This is a genomic window from Actinoplanes auranticolor (assembly GCF_018332655.1).
GTDB classification, from domain to species: domain Bacteria; phylum Actinomycetota; class Actinomycetes; order Mycobacteriales; family Micromonosporaceae; genus Actinoplanes; species Actinoplanes auranticolor.
In genome coordinates this window covers 150,137-165,703 of record NZ_BOQL01000006.1, presented here as the reverse complement: position 1 = coordinate 165,703, position 15,567 = coordinate 150,137, and the positions used below count along the sequence as shown (strand labels likewise).

The following is a 15,567-nucleotide window of genomic DNA, read 5'->3' as shown; positions in this document are numbered from 1 at the left end:
CGGCCGCCCGTTCCGACCGGCAGTGATCAGTAGGATGCGGGCCGTGCTGATCCGAGCGAAGACCGAGGCGGACACCGCCGGCTGCGTCGACCTGCTGCTGCGGGTGCACCGGCAGGACAACTATCCCCTGCACCTGGCGCCGCACGAGGTGCCCGGTTTCCTCGCCGGCGAGCACGAGACGGCCGCGTGGGTGGCCGAGCAGGACGGCCGGATCGTCGGGCACGTCGCCCTGCACTGCCCTCCGGACGACCCGACCCTGACCGTCGCCGGGAACGCGACCGGCCTGCCCACCGACGCGATGGCCCTGGTGTCGCGCCTGTTCATCGCGCCGGACCGGCGCCGGAGCGGCCTGGGCCGGGTGCTGCTGCGGCACGCGGCCGGACAGGCCCGGGCGTTCGGGCAGCGCGCGGTGCTGGACGTCGGCCAGGCGCTGGCGCCGCCGATCGCCCTCTACGAGTCGGAGGGCTGGAACAGGGTCGGTGAGCTGCACATCCCCCTCGACGCCGGCCCGGTCCTGGACCTCTGGGTGTACGTGAGCCCGGAGTCGCCCGACCTGAGAATGGTCTAGCTCACCGGCGCGGGATCCGGGCGCCGACGACCGCCGGGATCCGCCGCAGGTACCGGACGACCGCCTCCGGCGCAGGGCTGGGCAGCCAAGCCATCACCCGCTGGACGCCGGACAGGATCCGGTCGGGAACGGTCACGACGGTGAACCGTACGAGCCGGGACAGCCGATGACGGTTTCCCACCGGCCGCACCCCGGTCACCGGCGCCGGGGCGGGAGTGGGCGTACCGGAGTGGTAGACCTCGCGGAGCCGCTCCGCCACCGCGGCGAAGCCGTAGCGCGCCTCCAGGGTCGCGCGGGCCCGGGGCAGGTCCAGAGTGTCCAGTCCCTTGCTCAGGACGCGGTAGCCGTCGGCGATGACGTCCGGATCGTCGCCCGGCTCGATCAGCAGACCGGCCTGGTGCTCGATCCCGGCCAGGGTCTCGGCCGGGCCCTGGCTGCGGGCGACCAGTACGGGCGTACCGGTGGCGACCGCCTCGACCACTGTCATGCCGAAGGTCTCCAGCCGGCTGGCGTGCACGAGCAGGTCGTGCTCGTGCATCAGCGCGGTCACCCGGTCCGGCGGCACGGCCGGCCGGCGGGTGATCCGGCCGGTGAGGCCCAGGCCGACGATCCGGGCGTCGAGGGTGTCGGCGAGCGGGCCCGTCCCGACCAGGGTCAGGCTGACCTTCGGGTCCTCGGCGGCGACCCGGGCGAAACCGTCCACCAGGGTCAGCACGCCCTTGTGCTCCATCAGCCGTCCGGCGTAGAGCCAGCGCGACAACTCCCGGGGTGGCCGCGCGCGGACCTTGAACCGGTCGAAGTCGATGGCGTTGGGCACGATGCGCAGCTTGTGGGCGTACCCGGGGAAGTAGTCAGCGAGCTGGTCGAGCAGGTACCGGCCGACGCAGAGCATGGCGTCGGCGCGTTCCAGCACCTCGGCGTACTGCTCCCGGGCGCCGGGCTGGGCGAGGACCTGGGGCAGGAAGGTGGCGTGCTCGGTCACCACGATCCGGGCGTCCGGGCGGGCCAGCCGCATCGCCACGACCCCGCCCAGCATGCCGGTGTGGGCGTGCACCACGGGCGCCTCGATCCGGCCGGTCGGCAGGCCGGCGCGCAGAGCCCGGACCTGGGCCTCGGCGAACGCCGGGTAGCCGCGGCCGGCCGCGGTGGGCACCGCCACGCGGGTCAGCTCGCCCTCGGGCGTGTCCAGCACGACCGTTCGGCCGGATCGGACCGCCTGCCGCTCGGCGGCGACGCCGACGCGGTTGCCCGCCACGCCCGCCGGCGAGTAGTACCAGTTCTGCGTGTGCAGGATGGCGACCCGGTCGTGGTGCGGCCGGACCGCGGCGGTCGAGGCCTGCACGAACGCGCCGGCGTAGGGATCGTCGGGTGAGGGATACCAGGGCGTGACGACGGCCAGGTCGGCCGGCGCGGTACGCCGCCCGGGCTCGGGCGCAGGTTCCAGCCGCACCGACACGCCCGGCCGCCGGCGGCCGATCCACCACGCCACCGCCAGCGCCTCGGGGTCACCGGCGATGAGCAGGCCGTCGTCGGGCAACGGCCCGTCGGCGGCCAGCAGCAGCCGCCGGGCGGCCCCCGCGTCCAGCCGGTGCACCGTGACCGTCGGCGGCAGCGGGGCCTGGGCCGATACCGTCCGGTCCCCCGTCACCAGAGTGACCCGCAGGCCGGCCGCGGCCAGGTCGCGGGTGTGGTGCACGGCCGCGGCGATCCGGCGGATGCCCAGCGCGAGGTAGACCGCTGCCGTCACGTCCGCGCGGCTCCGGACCGGGCCGGGGCGGCCGGCCTCGCGCAGACGGCCTCGTAGAGCTGCTCGAGCCGGGCGGTCTGCTCGTCGAGGTCGAAGTGGGTCTCGACGTGCCGGCGCGCCTGGCGGCCGAGCCGGGCCCCGAGCTCGTCGTCGCTCAGCACTTGCCGGATGGCCGCGGCCAGCGCCGGGCGGTCGCCCTCCGCGCAGAGCAGGCCGGTCTCGCCGTGCACGACGGCCTCGGGGATGCCGCTGTGGTACGTCGACACGGTCGGCAGCCCCATGCTCCCCGCCTCCAGGATCGTGGTCGGCAGACCCTCGGTGTCCCCGTCGGGTGCCGTCTTCGACGGGGCGACGAACACCTTCGCCTCCGCCAGCGACCGGCGCACCACAGTAGCGTCCTGGGCGCCCAGGAACGTCGCGTCCAGGCCGAGCTCGGCGGCTCGGCGCCGGATCTCGCCGTCCAGCGGGCCGGCCCCGATGAGCAGCACCCGCGGGCGCGGCTCCCCGGTGATCGCGATCGCCTCCACCAGGTCGTCGAGGCCCTTCTTGGCGACGAAGCGCCCGACGAAGACCACGTCCCACCGTGGCGGCACCGCAGCCGGCACCCCGGCGATCGGTACGCCGGTGTGATGCACGCGGACCTTGGCCGGATCGGCGCCCAGCTCCACCGCCCGGTCCCGGATGAAGTCCGACACCGCGATGATCAGTGCCGCGCGGGCGAACACCGTCCGCAGGTGCCGGCGGTGCCGGGCTCCCCGCAGACCGGGCCGGCGGGCCTGACTGGTCACGTCCAGACCGTGCAGGGTCACCACCAGCGGGAGGCCCAGCTGCCCGGCCGCCCGGCTGACCAGCCAGCCGTCCCCGGCGAAGTGCGCGTGGACCACCTCCGGGCGCAGCCCGGCCAGCAGGCGGCGCAGTCGTGCCGACCTCCCGGTCAGGCGCAGCAGCAGCCAGCCGGCCCGGCCGGCGGCGGTGTCCGGGAAGGCGATGGCGTCCGTGTCGGCGGCGATCGGCGATGCGACCTTCACCGCGCCCAGGTACGCCGGTCGCCAGCCCGTCAGCGCGCCACCCTGGTCGCGGATGAAGGTCTCGGAGCCGGGCAGCAGGCAACTGCGCCAGATCGCGACGGTCCTAGGCGCGGACGCCGTCATGCGCCAGCTCCCCACTGCGCTCTGCGGGTGCGGGCCCTCGCAGCTCGCCGCCGGCCGGTCCCGCGACGCCGTCCCGCTGCTCCCGGCGCCGGCCCAGCACCAGGTCGCGCAGATTGTGGCGCAGCTTCGGGGGGATCAGCCAGATCTGCAGGAAGGTCAGGTAGTCGATGGCTCCGGGGCGGCCGTGCCGGCGCGCGTCGCGCAACAGCATCGCGAAGACCCGGGCGCTGCGGGTGGGTGCGGCCATCGAGCTGATCACGCTCATCACCAGGGCCGCGTACGCGCGCGGCGTGACCAGGTGGCGGCTGCGCTGCACCCATTCGAGCTGGCCCTCCCAGGGCGAGCTCAGGGTGATCCGCGGCCGGTTCTCGTCCTGGTGGAACACCACCAGCGCCTGCGCCGCGATGACCAGCTCGACGTCGTCGTGGCTGACCGCGCGCAGCACCCAGTCCAGTTCCTGCATCCGGCGCAGCCCGACGGTGAACGGCTCCCGGCGCAGCAGCGCGGTCGGTGCCATGATCGTCGAGGTCTGGATGAAGCCGTCGCCGTAGAACAGGCCGCGGCGCACGGTGAGGTACTCGCTGACCGGCTCGCCCGGCTCCGGCAACCGGCGCGGCATGACCGAGTCGGCCCGCGGGGTGCGGTTGATCAGCCGGCTGGCCACCACGGGCATCGCCACCCCGGCGTCCCGGGCCGCGCCGAGCTGCACCTCGAGCTTGTGCGCCAGCCACTCGTCGTCGTCGTCGAGCAGCGCCGTCCAGGGCGCGCGGGCCTCGCGGACGCCGATGTTGCGGGCGTTCGGCGCGCCACCGGACTGCGGCAGCACCACCACCCGCAGCCGGGCGTCGGTGATCAGGGCCAGCGCCTCGCTCGTGGCCGGATCCGGCCCGTCGACCACCACGATGACCTCGATGTTGCCCACCGTCTGGGTCAGGGCGCTGCGGACCGCACGCGTCACCAGCTCCGGGCGGAAACGCGTCGGAATGACCACGCTGACTTCGGGCAGGGCATCCATGGAGCACCTCTCAACTCTGCAATACCGGCGACCGCATTGGCGTGAGCGAATCGCTGGGCGGCACGCCGGCACGCCGGACACGGCCTGCAAATTACGGCGCACGAACAGACAGCAGGTGAATAGCCGATGACCGATGCGGGTAGAACGCGAAAGATCTAGCATCGTGAGCTGCGGTTGTGTGCGGAGTACGCCGGTTAACGGCGGCTGACGAATAGGTGGCCCATGCCGCAACAGGAATTGAATTCCGGTCGCCCATTGCCTTTTCCGGCCGGGCCTATACACTCGCCGGCATTCGCGTGACAACAATTGGCGGGCCGGGGGAAGGCTGTACATGACGATCGACGGGCCCGGCGCCGGCCGGCGTGTCGTGATGCTGGTCGACAACGGCGTCGAGGGTGACTCCCGGGTGCAGAAGACCGCCCTGTCGGCGGCCGGGGCGGGATGGGACGTCGTCCTGCTGGGCTGTTCACCCAGCGGGGAGGTGGAGCACCGGCGGCTCGGCCACGCGGACGTGCGTCTGCTGCCGATGGGCGGGCCCGCGGCCGGGACGGGCGGCCTGCGCGCCCGCCTGCTGGCCCGCGGTGGACCGCTGCTGCGAGCGGCACGGTGGGCCCGGCGACCCGTGGAGTACGCGCAGGTGTGGTTCTGGCGGGCCGTCGAGGGCGACCGCGCCTGGCGCCGGCTGGAACCGGGCCTGTGGAACTACGAGCGGGCCTTCGGGGCGGTCATCGACGAGCTGGCGCCGGATCTCATCCACGCGCACGACTTCCGCATGCTGGGCGTGGGGGCGCGGGCGGTGGCCCGGGCCCGGGCGGACGGCCGTACGGTCAAGCTGGTCTGGGACGCGCACGAGTTCCTGCCCGGCGCCCGCCCGAGACGCGACAACGCGCGGTGGCTGCCCGCCCATCTGGCCTACGAGCGGGAGTACGTGCCGTACGCCGACGCGGTGGTGACGGTCTCCCCCGCGCTGGCCGAGTTGTTGCAGCGCGAGCACCACCTGGCCGAGCTGCCGGCCGTGGTGCTCAACGCCCCGGCGGTCACCACACCTCCGCCGGACAGCAGCGCCGCACCCGATCTGCGCCGGCTGTGCGGCCTGGACGACGCGACGCCGCTGCTGGTCTACAGCGGGTCGGCGACGGCCCAGCGGGGCCTGGACACCGTCGTGGCGGCGCTGCCCCGGCTGGCGGGTGTGCACCTCGCGCTGGTGGTCGGGGACGCGGGTACGCCGTACCTGCGCGAGCTGCTCACCACCGCGGCCCGGCTCGGGGTCGCCGACCGGGTCCACCCCGTGCCCTACGTGCCGCACTGGCAGGTGCCGGCCCTGCTGGCGTCGGCCGACGCCGGGCTCATCCCGCTGCACCACTGGCCCAACCACGAGATCGCCCTGATCACGAAGTTCTTCGAGTACTCGCACGCGCGGCTGCCCATTGTGGTCAGCGACGTACGCACGATGGCCGCGACCGTCCGCGCCACCGGCCAGGGCGAGGTCTTCCGGGCCCGGGACGCGGACGATCTGGTGCGGGCTGTCCGCGCCGTGCTGGCCGACCCGGGCCGCTACCGGGCTGTCTACGAGGGACCGGACAGTCCGCTGCCGTCCTGGACCTGGGAGTCGCAGGCCCAGCTGCTCGACGCGCTCTACCACCGCCTGCTGGCCGGCCGCCCGACGAAGGAGACCACCCCGCGATGAACGTGCCCGATGTCAGCATCGTGGTGCCGGTCTACAACACCATGCCGTACCTCACCGAGTGCCTGACCTCGCTGGTGGAGCAGACCATCGGGGCGGACCGGATGCAGATCGTCGCCGTCGACGACGGCTCGACCGATCGCAGCGGCGCCGAGCTGGACCGCTTCGCGCAGCGGTATCCGGACGTGTTCACCGTCATCCACCAGGCCAACTCCGGCGGCCCGGCCGGACCGTGCAACCGCGCCCTTGAGGCCGCCACCGGCCGCTACGTCTTCTTCGTCGGCTCGGACGACCACCTCGGCCGGGACGCGCTGCGCCGGCTGGTCGCCGCGGCCGACACGTACGGCTCGGACGTGGTGCTGGGCAAGGTGGTCGGTGTCAACAGCCGGCACATCTACCAGGACATCTTCGCCCGCGACGAACCCGACCTGGACCTGTTCGACTCGCCGCTGCCGCGGTCGCTGGCCAACACCAAGCTGTTCCGGCGGGAGTTGCTCGAGCGGCACGCCATCCGTTATCCGGAGGACATGCGGATCGGCAGCGACCTGCCGTTCACCCTGGAGGCCTGTTACCGGGCCCGGCGGATCTCGGTGCTGGCCGACTACGACTACTACTTCGCCGTCCGGCGGTTCAGCGCCACGAACATCACCTATCTCAGCCGGCACCTGGAGCGGTTGCGGACCGTCGAGGCGATCGTGGCGTTCGTGGCCAAGCTGATCGAGCCGGGCCGGCAGCGTGACGCCGTGCTGCTGCGCCGGTTCGACCACGAGGTGGCCCGGCTGCTCGAGGACGACTTCCTGCGGCTGGACCGCGACGTGCAGGCCCGGATCCACGAGGGCGTGGGCCGGCTGGTCGCCGACCACCTCAACGACGACATCGCGGCCGGGCTGGGCGCCGAGACCCGGATCCGGATGGCCCTGACCCGCGACGGTGAGCTCGACGACCTGCTGGCCGTCATCCGCCAGGACGCGCGGCGCGGCGCGCCGGGCACCCTGGTCGAGGACGGCCGGTGGTACGCGCGCTACCCCGGCTTCCGGGACCCGCGGCGGCGGCTGCCGGACTCGTGCTTCGAGCTGACGGCGCATCCCGACTGGGCGGCCCGCCTCGATGCGACCGGGCTCGACTGGGAGACCGACGAACGCGGCCGCCGGGTGCTGGTCCTCACCGCGCACTCGCCGGTCCCGGACCTGTCCGCCCTCGGCGCCGACCGGATCTCCGTGAGCGCCGAGGAAGTGCCGGCCGAGGTGAACGTGGTCGCCGGTGACGACACGGGCACCACCGTCCGGATCACCTTCCCGGCGGCGGAGCTGGTCGCCGCCACCACCTCGACCGGTCGCCGCCGGATCATCTCGGCGCAGACCGGGGCCTTCGACGTCACCCGGGCCCCGGGTGCGGTGAGCGCCACCGGCGCGGCGGGGGCGATGGCACTGCGCGCCCCCGGGTTGCGCCGCCCCCGGCCGCTGGTCCTGCGGCGCGGCGCCCGTTTCTCCGCGCTGACCTGCACGGTGGAGGGCTCCGGCCGGCTCATGGTCTCGGTGGTGCCGTTGACTCCGCAGCGGGTCGGCGCCCACATCCGCCGGATCCTGCGCAAGCGGGGCTGACCGCTCGGATCACCGCACCGGGGTTCCGCCCTCCGCCCGGTCCGCCGGCACGCCACCGATGACGTGCCGGCGCAGCGCCCCCGCGGCCTGGGCGACCTCGGCCGCCGAGGCCTCGTGGCGGCGGCGGGTGAGCTCGTCACCGGCCCGCGCCGCCTGCCCGGCCAGCTGCCCGAGCACCATGGCTTTCTCCTCCATGGCGCTCAGAGCTGTCCACAATGCCGCCTCGATGCCGTCGTTGCTGGCGGCGAGGAACGACTCCGGCGAGTACGAGTGCCCGGTATGGCAGACGTAGTGCACCGAGTTGCCGCTGGTCACCGCATTCATACCGCCCGCGCACTCCGGGCAGCCCAGTCCCACCGGCGCGCCGGCCTGCGGCACCTTCGACAGCGACTCGCGCACCATGTCCGTCTCCCAGATGAGGGCCTCGGCGGGCCCGTCAGCCGTGGGCCGCACCGGACGGCCGGCCTCCTCGATGATCGTCCGGGCCAGCTGCGCGGCCGGCCGGACCGTGGCATCCGGTACGGCGCGCAGCGCCGCCCGGGGCATGCCGTCGAACAGGGCGTCCCCGGGATCCTGCACGAGCGCCGTGCCGCCGCACTCCGCGATGGCGGCCAGTCCGGCGGCGCCGTCGTCGAGGCTGCCGGAAAGCACCACGCCGATCACCCGCGGTCCGCACCAGCGAGCCGCTGAGCGGAAGAGCGCATCGACGGCGGGGCGGACGCGGTTCTCCCGGGGGCCCCGGCGCAGCCGCAGCAGGTCGTGATCGTCGACGATCAGGTGCCGGTCGGGCGCGGCCGTGTAGATGCGCCCGGGGACGATCGGCATGCCTTCGGTGGCCTCCACCGCCGGCAACGGACCGGCCTTGCTCAGCACGGCGGCGACCTTGCTGGGCACGGTCGGCGCCAGGTGGGTGGAGACGAGCACGGCCGCGGGCAGGTCGGCCGGCAGGTACGCCACCAGCTGCCGCAGGGCCTTCAGTCCACCGGCCGAGGCACCCACGACCACGATGTCTCTGCGCACGCTCATTCCCTTCGCCCCGCCGCAGCGCCCAAATGCCCGTACCCGGCGGTCCGAAACGTCGTGGTCAGCCCGCCGGGTCGTCGTAGCCCTCGTCCGCGCGTTCCCGGCGCAGGTGCGCCTCGGCCCGGCGGGCCGTCTCCCCGCCCTCCGCGGCCAGGCCCGCGTACATGGCCTTGACCTTGTCGAACGGCCGCCCGGGCGGGAGCAGGGGGACGGCGGGATCCACGACGGCGTCGATGACCACCGGGCGGTCGGCCGCCAGCGCGGTGTCCCAGGCCGCGCGGAGGTCGTCGGGCGACGTGACCCGCAGCCCACGCAGGCCGAGCAGCTCGGCGTAGCCCGCGTACGGCACCTCGGGCAGCTGCTGGGAGGTGGCGAACCGCGGCTCGCCCTCCATCTCGCGCTGTTCCCAGCTCACCTCGGCGAGGTCCCGGTTGTTCAGGACGCAGACCACGAACCGCGGGTCGGCCCAGTCGCGCCAGCGGGCGGCCACGGTGACCAGCTCGGCCAGGCCGGTCATCTGCATGGCGCCGTCCCCGGTCAGGGTGATCACCGGGCGGCCGGGGGCGGCGAGCTTGGCCGCGATCCCGTACGGCAGCCCGCACCCCATCGAGGCGAGCGTGCTCGACAGGTGGGCCGGGACGCCGCTGGGCAGGCGCAGGTGCCGGGCGTACCAGTAGACGACCGAGCCGACGTCCACCGCGACCTGCGCGTCCGCGGGCAGGCGGTCGGCCAGGGAACGGACCACGAACTGCGGGTTCATCGGCTCGGCCGGGGCGGCGGCGCGGGTGGCGGCGATCTCGTGCCAGCGGCGTACCCAGCCTTCGACCTGGTCCCGCCAGGCGTGGTTGTCGCGTGGCTGCACCTCGGCGAGCAGCCCGCGTACCGCCTCGGCGGCGTCGCCGAGCAGCGGCACCTCGATCGGATACCGCATGCCGAGCTGCCGGCCGTCGATGTCGATCTGCACCGCCCGGGCCTGCCCGGGCGCGGGGTAGAACTCGGTCCACGGGTCGTTGGTGCCGATCAGCAGCAGGGTGTCGCAGTTACGCATCAGCTGCTCACTCGCCGTCGTGCCGAGGTGGCCCATCACCCCGGTGTGGAACGGCAGGCCCTCGTCCAGCACCGGCTTGCCCAGCAGCGATGCCGTGACGCCCGCGCCGAGCCGGTCGGCCAGCTCGACGATCTCCGCGGCCGCGCCGTACGCGCCCTGGCCCACCATGATCGCGACCCGCTCCCCGGCCCGCAGCACCTCGGCCGCCGCCCGCAGGTCCTCCGCACGCGGCACCACCCGGGCCGGACGCAGTCCCGGACTGGTCACCATGACGCCGTGCTCGTGCGCGGACGGGTCGGGGGCGGGCGCCGACTGCACGTCGTGCGGCAGGATCACGCAGGTGGGGCTGCGGGTGGCCAGCGCGGTCCGGAAGGCCCGGTCGATGAGCATCGGCACCTGCTCGGGGGTGTGCGCGGCCTGGACGAACTGGGCGCACACGTCGCCGAAGAGCCGGACCAGGTCGATCTCCTGCTGGTACGCGCTGCCCAGCACGGTCGAGGCCTGCTGCCCGACGATCGCGACCACCGGCTTGGAGTCGAGCTTGGCGTCGTAGAGACCGTTGAGCAGGTGCACGGCGCCGGGGCCCTGGGTGGACAGGCAGACGCCGGGGCCGCCGGTGTACTTGGCATGCCCGACGGCCATGAAGGCGGCCGCCTCCTCGTGCCGGGCCTGCACGAACGCCGGTTTCCCGGCGCGGCGCAGCGCACCCATGACGCCGTCTATGCCGTCGCCGGAGTAGCCGAAGACGCGGTCCACGCCCCAGTCACCGAGGCGCTCCACGAGCAGATCCGCAACCGTACGCTCAGCCATGACGCTCTCCTCCCGGTGGCACGTCCCGTCTACCCCGGCGCGCCAGGCTCAATCGGGCGGATCCGGCCACACCTCGGTGAGCAGGGCGCGCAATGCCTTCTCCGGCGCGCCGAGGTCGGACCGCTCGTACAGCAGGCCGGCGTAGAGGGCGGCCTCGGCCATCCGGGTGTAGAGGTAGGCCAGCCGGTCGAGGTCCACGTCCGGGCCGGCCGGCGGGCCGCAGCCCGCTTCCAGGAAGATCTCGCGCTGCGCGGCGACCACCCGCGGATGCACGACCCCGGCGGTGGAGTACATGACCCGGTCGGCGAGCTCGGTCTCGGTGGTGACGAAGGTGATCAGGGCGTGCGCCTGGGGCAGCCCGGCGGCGAAGTGCCGGGTCACCTCCAGGACGCCGTCGACGCCGTCGCGGGTCCGGGCCGCGCGCGCAGCGTTCAGGCGCAGCTCGCACAGGGTCCACAGGACGTACCCGAGCAGCTGCTCGCGGCTGTGCACCACCCGGTACAACGTGGCCCGGCTGACCGCTAGCCCGGTGGCCAGCTCGTCCAGGTCGACCGTGCCGTGGCGCAGGAAGTACCGGACGGCGCCCGCCACGGCGGCCTCGTGGCTGATCACCCGGCGAGGGGTCACCGTGCTCCTTCCCCGGCCCAGTGGCGGCATGTGTCCATCCTGCGGCACCCCGGCCGGGCCTTGCATCCGCTCGTCGTACCGGCGCCGGTGGCATTCCGGTGGCCGCGTATTACCCGTCCGGACCGAATTCTCCCGGTCCCTTTTTCGCGGTTTGATGACCGCCCCGACCGCCTTTCCGGTTCGTGGTTTTTCCGAGGTTCGCCCTGCTCACCGCCGTGATCGTGCGACGGCCGTCTCACGATCGTCACAGAACTGGTGCCACCCGAACACGGCTGGCTAATGTCCGGGCACACCATTCGATGCGCATTGTTCCCGGGGCCCGGTGATTCTCCCGCGGCGGGAACAGGCATCGTCACCACCGATCTGGAGGCTTTTGTGACGCCAGAAGCTGACGTGACGCCCGGTACGGCCGTACGGGGTCACCGCAGGACCCCGGCGGCCGGCCGTAACCGGCTGTTCCGGGGCCGTACCGTCGCCGGCGCGGCCCTCGCCGCCGCGCTGACCGCCGGCAGCATCGCGCTGGTGCCCAGCGCGGACGCCGCGACGAACCCGTTCGAGCGCGGCCCGGCACCCACCACCGCGAGCATCGAGGCGACCCGCGGCTCCTTCGCGGTCTCCCAGACCACCGTCTCGTCGTTCAGCGTGAGCGGCTTCGGCGGCGGGGACATCTACTACCCCACCAGCACGTCCGCCGGCACCTTCGGCGCGGTGGCGATCGCACCCGGCTACACCGCGAGCCGGTCCAGCATGGCCTGGCTCGCGCCGCGGATCGCCTCGCAGGGCTTCGTGGTCTTCAACATCGACACGCTCACCCGCTCGGACCAACCGGCCAGCCGCGGCCGGCAGCTGCTCGCCGCGCTGGACTACCTGACCCAGCGCAGCACCGTCCGGACCCGGATCGACACCGCCCGGCTGGGCGTCATGGGTCACTCCATGGGCGGCGGCGGCACGCTGGAGGCGGCCGACGACCGGCCGGCGCTGCAGGCCGCGATCCCGCTCACCCCGTGGAACCTGACCAAGAACTGGTCCGGCGTCACCGTGCCGACCATGATCATCGGCGCCGAGAACGACAGCGTGGCCTCGGTGACCTCGCACTCGCAGCCGTTCTACACCAGCCTGCCGGCCTCGCTGAACAAGGCGTACCTGGAGCTCAACAACGCGAGCCACTTCGCGCCGAACAGCTCGAACACCACGATCGCCAAGTACAGCATCGCCTGGCTGAAGCGCTTCATCGACGACGACCTGCGCTACGACCAGTTCCTGTGCCCGGCGCCGCGGGTCAGCACCGCCATCTCCGAGTACCGCGACACCTGCCCGCACTCCTGAACCACGGCCGGCGGCGGGGGCCCAGGGGTCCCCGCCGCCGCGGCCTGGCCGGCGGTACCGCTCCGGGTCTGCTCGTCGTCCTCCTGCTGATCGGCTGACACGACGGCGCCACGGGCACCTGACGACCAGACGGGTGATCATTCGAACAGCGACCGGCCACCGCCCTCGGCGCGGCGGCGGGCGCGCCGGCGCAGCTCGACGACGACCACGTCGACGGCCGCGATGACAGCCAGCAGGACGAAGAGGCAGCCGAGGAGAACGAGGTCCGCGCGCAGCAGCAGGACGGCGAAGATCGCCGAGGTGATCAGGCCGAACAGGGCCAGCACCAGCCGCAGGTTCAGCGCGCTGTAGGGCTTACCGATGGTGCCGCGGCGTCCGGGCGGCTGCGGGGTGATGGACATGGCATCGCGTACCCCTTTCCCGGCGCATCATCCACGCCGCGGGGTGCCGGTGCTCCATCCCGCCGCCGCGAAGGCCGCCTCGACCACCATGTCCAGCAGCGCGGCACGGCGCCACCGGGGCGACACCGCGGCCAGCGCGACGCAGGTGCCGGTGTGCAGCGTGTCGACGGCGGCGCCGAGACGCACGACCGAGCCGGTCGGTGCCAGGGCGCTCGCGGTCGCCTGGAGCAGGTGCCGGGCAGCGAGCACCCGGGCCACCGCGACGGCAGCCGCCGGGACCGGCGCCGGGCCACCGGCCCGCAACACCACTTCCGGTACGACCAGCAGAACTCCCGCCCAGCCGGCCCGGGCCACCGCCGTGGCCCTTACCCGCCGCTCCCCGGTACGCCGCGACATCGTCATTCTCCGCCCTCTCGCATCGCGCCGCAGTACCCCGTTGCGGGCGAGCGACACCTGGTGGTGACCGCATCGAGCCCGGGCGCCCCTCCGGGCCGGCCGGCAGCAGGGCACCGGCACCGACCAACGTGAGGATCTGCACGACGACGGCGCTCACGCCGGTGATGCGCAGGGCCACCCGCCGGTGGGTGGCGATGCGGTGCACGACGATGATCGCACCTGCGCCGGTCGCGTCGAGCAGGGTCACGGCGGCCAGGTCGATGTTGACGCCGGTGACGTCGCCGCGGTCGAGCAGGGCCATGATGGACTCCCGGAGCCGGGGTGCATGCTGCATCTCCAGTTCGCCGCGGACCAGGACGTCCACGGTTCCCGAGCCGTCGGCCTCGATGTCCAGCACGCCGGGCCCCTTTCCGCCGCATGGTCACGCCGCAGCCGGAACGCCGGGACGCGCGCCGGTCAGGGCTACCCCCGGCCGGCGGGTTCTAACTGGTTCAGCCGCGATAGCGGTACAGGCCCACCGTCCCGCGGCTCACCTGCCAGATGCCCACGCGTTCGTAGTCCTTGCGCAGCAGCGGCCGCAGGGCCGGATAGCCGGTGGCCGGATCCCGGCGGGGGCCGCTGACCAGCAGCCACACCCGCGGCACGCCGGTCACCCGGGCCGCGGCGTCCGTGTGTTCCTCGGCCATGAGCCGGCCGGCGTCCGCGGCCGTACGGCGTTGCAGCAGGTCCCGCGGATAGGCCGGGTGCCGGCGCAGGTAGTACTCCATGCCCGCGCGCATGGCGCGGGACCGGATCTCGAACACCATGCCGTCGCCGGGCTGCTGGTGCTGCTGGATGATGGCCGCGATGCCGCGGTAGTCCGGCCCGTTCTTCGCGGTGGGCCCGCGCACCGCACGCTGACCCGGATACGCCGAGGCGGCCACGACGGCGAGGACGACGATCAGGCGCAGAAAAGCCGGTCCCCGGGCACGCCACGGGGCCCCGGCCCCGGCGACGTTGTCGGCCCGCACCCGTCCCACCACGGTCACCGCGGCCAGCATGGCCAGCGGCACGAGCACCACCAGCAGGTAGCGGGCCACCCACATGGGAGAGACGAGCAGCGACACCGTGGCGACGACGACCACCGGCGCCACTGCCAGCAGGGCGACGGGCACCACCGCCGAGACCGGACGCCAGTACGCGACCAGCGCGAGACCGATCAGCAGCCAGGCCGTCAGCACGGAACCGACGATCTGCCCCGGCGCCGCGCCGAGGGCGCCCACCGTCAGGGGATCCACCCAGGCCAGCTGGGTGTGCCGCTGCCGGACGCCGAGCAGAGCCACCGGTGCCAGTACCACCAGCGCGGCCGCCAGCGTCGCGCCCCAGACGGCGACCACCCGCCAGGACCGCTCCCGGCGCGCGTGGATCAGCACCATCGCGGCGTGCGCGGCCAAGGTGGCGAGCGCGACGAGGTGGCCGAGCCCCAGCAGCACGACGGACAGCCCGTACCCGGCCCACCGCACCGGCCGGCCGCGTTCGAGCGCACCGACCAGGGCGAGCAGCGCCAGCACGGACATCAGGCAGGCGAAGGCGTACGGGCGGGCCTCGGCCGCGTACCGGGACGTGTTCGGCAGCGCGCAGAGCAGCAGGCCGGTCACCGTGCCCACCACCGGGTCGAACAGGCGGCGGCCCAGCTGCCCCGCCGCGGCGACCGCCGCCGCCATGGCCACGATCGAGGGCAGCCGCAGGTCCAGTTCGGACGTACCGGCGAGCCGGGTCCAGCCGTGCATGAGGAAGTAGTAGGGCCCGAAGACGGCGTCGATGTTCTGCACGAGCTGCCAGATCTCGGCCGGCGACCGCCGCGCGACGTCCGCAGTGGTCACTTCGTCCCAGCTGAGCACCGGCCGGTCGGCCCCGGCCAGCGCGACGACGGCCATCAGCGTGCCCGGGACCAGGCTGGGCGCCAGCCGGACCAGCCGGTCGCGCCACGGCGGACCCGCTACGCGCCCGGGCGGCGGCTCGTCGGGAGGTGGCGGGTCGGCCACCGACACGGTTGCCGGCGCAACGGTGGCTGCACCGCGCATGGTTGCTCCCCCGAGCCTCGGCGACGACGAGCCGGCGGGATCCCCCGCGATCCGGCAAGCAAACCGCGTGGCGACCACCGGCAGAACCGCGATTGCATACTGTGCGA

At 73.8% G+C, this 15,567-nt stretch carries 13 protein-coding genes and 1 pseudogene; 4 read left to right on the top strand and 10 right to left on the bottom strand.

All coding sequences use genetic code 11. The features are described 5' to 3' along the window. The first annotated feature begins 43 nt into the window (after positions 1–43). Positions 44–568, top strand: a complete 525-nt coding sequence (locus tag Aau02nite_RS03720) for a GNAT family N-acetyltransferase (protein ID WP_212986876.1) — start codon at positions 44–46, stop codon at positions 566–568. Position 569: 1 nt separating this feature from the next. Here the strand turns inward: Aau02nite_RS03720 and Aau02nite_RS03715 are convergent, their stop codons facing one another. The 3 genes from Aau02nite_RS03715 to Aau02nite_RS03705 are packed head-to-tail and all read right to left on the bottom strand — an operon-like array spanning position 570 to position 4,481. Further along, positions 570–2,315, bottom strand: coding sequence for a glycosyltransferase (locus Aau02nite_RS03715; protein WP_212986875.1), 1,746 nt, complete (start codon positions 2,313–2,315; stop codon positions 570–572). Further along, positions 2,312–3,466, bottom strand: coding sequence for a glycosyltransferase (locus tag Aau02nite_RS03710; RefSeq protein WP_212986874.1), 1,155 nt, complete (start codon positions 3,464–3,466; stop codon positions 2,312–2,314). The genes Aau02nite_RS03715 and Aau02nite_RS03710 overlap by 4 nt, the downstream gene beginning before the upstream one ends. Continuing rightward, complete coding sequence (locus Aau02nite_RS03705) at positions 3,447–4,481, bottom strand: glycosyltransferase family 2 protein (RefSeq protein WP_212986873.1); 1,035 nt, start codon at positions 4,479–4,481, stop codon at positions 3,447–3,449. The genes Aau02nite_RS03710 and Aau02nite_RS03705 overlap by 20 nt, the downstream gene beginning before the upstream one ends. 331 nt (positions 4,482–4,812) lie before the next feature. Between Aau02nite_RS03705 and Aau02nite_RS03700 the strand changes: the two genes are divergently transcribed. Both Aau02nite_RS03700 and Aau02nite_RS03695 read left to right on the top strand, forming a co-directional pair. After that, positions 4,813–6,168 carry a glycosyltransferase gene (locus Aau02nite_RS03700; protein ID WP_246594867.1) on the top strand — a complete coding sequence of 452 codons (1,356 nt, stop codon included), beginning with the start codon at positions 4,813–4,815 and terminating at the stop codon, positions 6,166–6,168. Further along, on the top strand, positions 6,165–7,766 hold the full coding sequence (locus Aau02nite_RS03695; protein WP_212986872.1) for a glycosyltransferase family 2 protein: 1,602 nt from the start codon (positions 6,165–6,167) through the stop codon (positions 7,764–7,766). Before Aau02nite_RS03700 ends, Aau02nite_RS03695 begins: the two co-directional genes overlap by 4 nt. A gap of 9 nt (positions 7,767–7,775) precedes the next feature. Here Aau02nite_RS03695 and Aau02nite_RS03690 read toward each other — a convergent pair whose 3' ends face one another. Genes Aau02nite_RS03690 through Aau02nite_RS03680 form a run of 3 tightly spaced genes read right to left on the bottom strand, consistent with a single transcriptional unit; the run spans position 7,776 to position 11,274 of the window. Beyond that, entirely contained in the window at positions 7,776–8,792 is a 1,017-nt protein-coding gene (locus Aau02nite_RS03690; RefSeq protein WP_212986871.1) for a chemotaxis protein CheB, read from the bottom strand. 58 nt (positions 8,793–8,850) lie between these two features. Next, on the bottom strand, positions 8,851–10,647 hold the full coding sequence (locus Aau02nite_RS03685; RefSeq protein ID WP_212986870.1) for a thiamine pyrophosphate-requiring protein: 1,797 nt from the start codon (positions 10,645–10,647) through the stop codon (positions 8,851–8,853). Positions 10,648–10,695: 48 nt separating this feature from the next. After that, positions 10,696–11,274, bottom strand: a complete 579-nt coding sequence (locus Aau02nite_RS03680; RefSeq protein ID WP_212986869.1) for a QsdR family transcriptional regulator — start codon at positions 11,272–11,274, stop codon at positions 10,696–10,698. 393 nt (positions 11,275–11,667) lie between these two features. Here Aau02nite_RS03680 and bdeA point away from each other — a divergent pair, with 393 nt between their 5' ends. Beyond that, positions 11,668–12,600, top strand: coding sequence for a bis(hydroxyethyl) terephthalate hydrolase (gene bdeA / locus Aau02nite_RS03675; RefSeq protein ID WP_438841095.1), 933 nt, complete (start codon positions 11,668–11,670; stop codon positions 12,598–12,600). 137 nt (positions 12,601–12,737) lie between these two features. Here the strand turns inward: bdeA and Aau02nite_RS03670 are convergent, their stop codons facing one another. The 4 genes and pseudogenes from Aau02nite_RS03670 to Aau02nite_RS03660 all read right to left on the bottom strand — a co-directional run bounded on the left by Aau02nite_RS03670 (position 12,738) and on the right by Aau02nite_RS03660 (position 15,460). Beyond that, positions 12,738–13,001, bottom strand: coding sequence for a hypothetical protein (locus tag Aau02nite_RS03670; RefSeq protein ID WP_212986867.1), 264 nt, complete (start codon positions 12,999–13,001; stop codon positions 12,738–12,740). A gap of 27 nt (positions 13,002–13,028) precedes the next feature. Further along, positions 13,029–13,397, bottom strand: a complete 369-nt coding sequence (locus Aau02nite_RS46165; protein ID WP_246594866.1) for a hypothetical protein — start codon at positions 13,395–13,397, stop codon at positions 13,029–13,031. Between the two features lie 115 nt (positions 13,398–13,512). Beyond that, a pseudogene (locus tag Aau02nite_RS47800) lies at positions 13,513–13,761 on the bottom strand (STAS domain-containing protein); the annotation flags it as partial. Between the two features lie 127 nt (positions 13,762–13,888). Beyond that, a complete protein-coding gene (locus tag Aau02nite_RS03660; protein WP_212986865.1) occupies positions 13,889–15,460 on the bottom strand; it encodes a glycosyltransferase family 39 protein in 1,572 nt (523 codons plus the stop codon). Between the last annotated feature and the right edge of the window lie 107 nt (positions 15,461–15,567).

What these genes read in the sequence shown, in the direction of transcription:
- Aau02nite_RS03695 (WP_212986872.1), top strand. Translation starts at nt 6,165, where the DNA reads ATGAACGTGCCCGATGTCAGCATCGTGGTGCCGGTCTACAACACCATG.
- Aau02nite_RS03685 (WP_212986870.1), bottom strand. Translation starts at nt 10,647, where the DNA reads ATGGCTGAGCGTACGGTTGCGGATCTGCTCGTGGAGCGCCTCGGTGAC.
- Aau02nite_RS03670 (WP_212986867.1), bottom strand. Translation starts at nt 13,001, where the DNA reads ATGTCCATCACCCCGCAGCCGCCCGGACGCCGCGGCACCATCGGTAAG.
- Aau02nite_RS03660 (WP_212986865.1), bottom strand. Translation starts at nt 15,460, where the DNA reads ATGCGCGGTGCAGCCACCGTTGCGCCGGCAACCGTGTCGGTGGCCGAC.
- Aau02nite_RS46165 (WP_246594866.1), bottom strand. Translation starts at nt 13,397, where the DNA reads ATGTCGCGGCGTACCGGGGAGCGGCGGGTAAGGGCCACGGCGGTGGCC.
- Aau02nite_RS03705 (WP_212986873.1), bottom strand. Translation starts at nt 4,481, where the DNA reads ATGGATGCCCTGCCCGAAGTCAGCGTGGTCATTCCGACGCGTTTCCGC.
- Aau02nite_RS03710 (WP_212986874.1), bottom strand. Translation starts at nt 3,466, where the DNA reads ATGACGGCGTCCGCGCCTAGGACCGTCGCGATCTGGCGCAGTTGCCTG.
- Aau02nite_RS03700 (WP_246594867.1), top strand. Translation starts at nt 4,813, where the DNA reads ATGACGATCGACGGGCCCGGCGCCGGCCGGCGTGTCGTGATGCTGGTC.
- Aau02nite_RS03690 (WP_212986871.1), bottom strand. Translation starts at nt 8,792, where the DNA reads ATGAGCGTGCGCAGAGACATCGTGGTCGTGGGTGCCTCGGCCGGTGGA.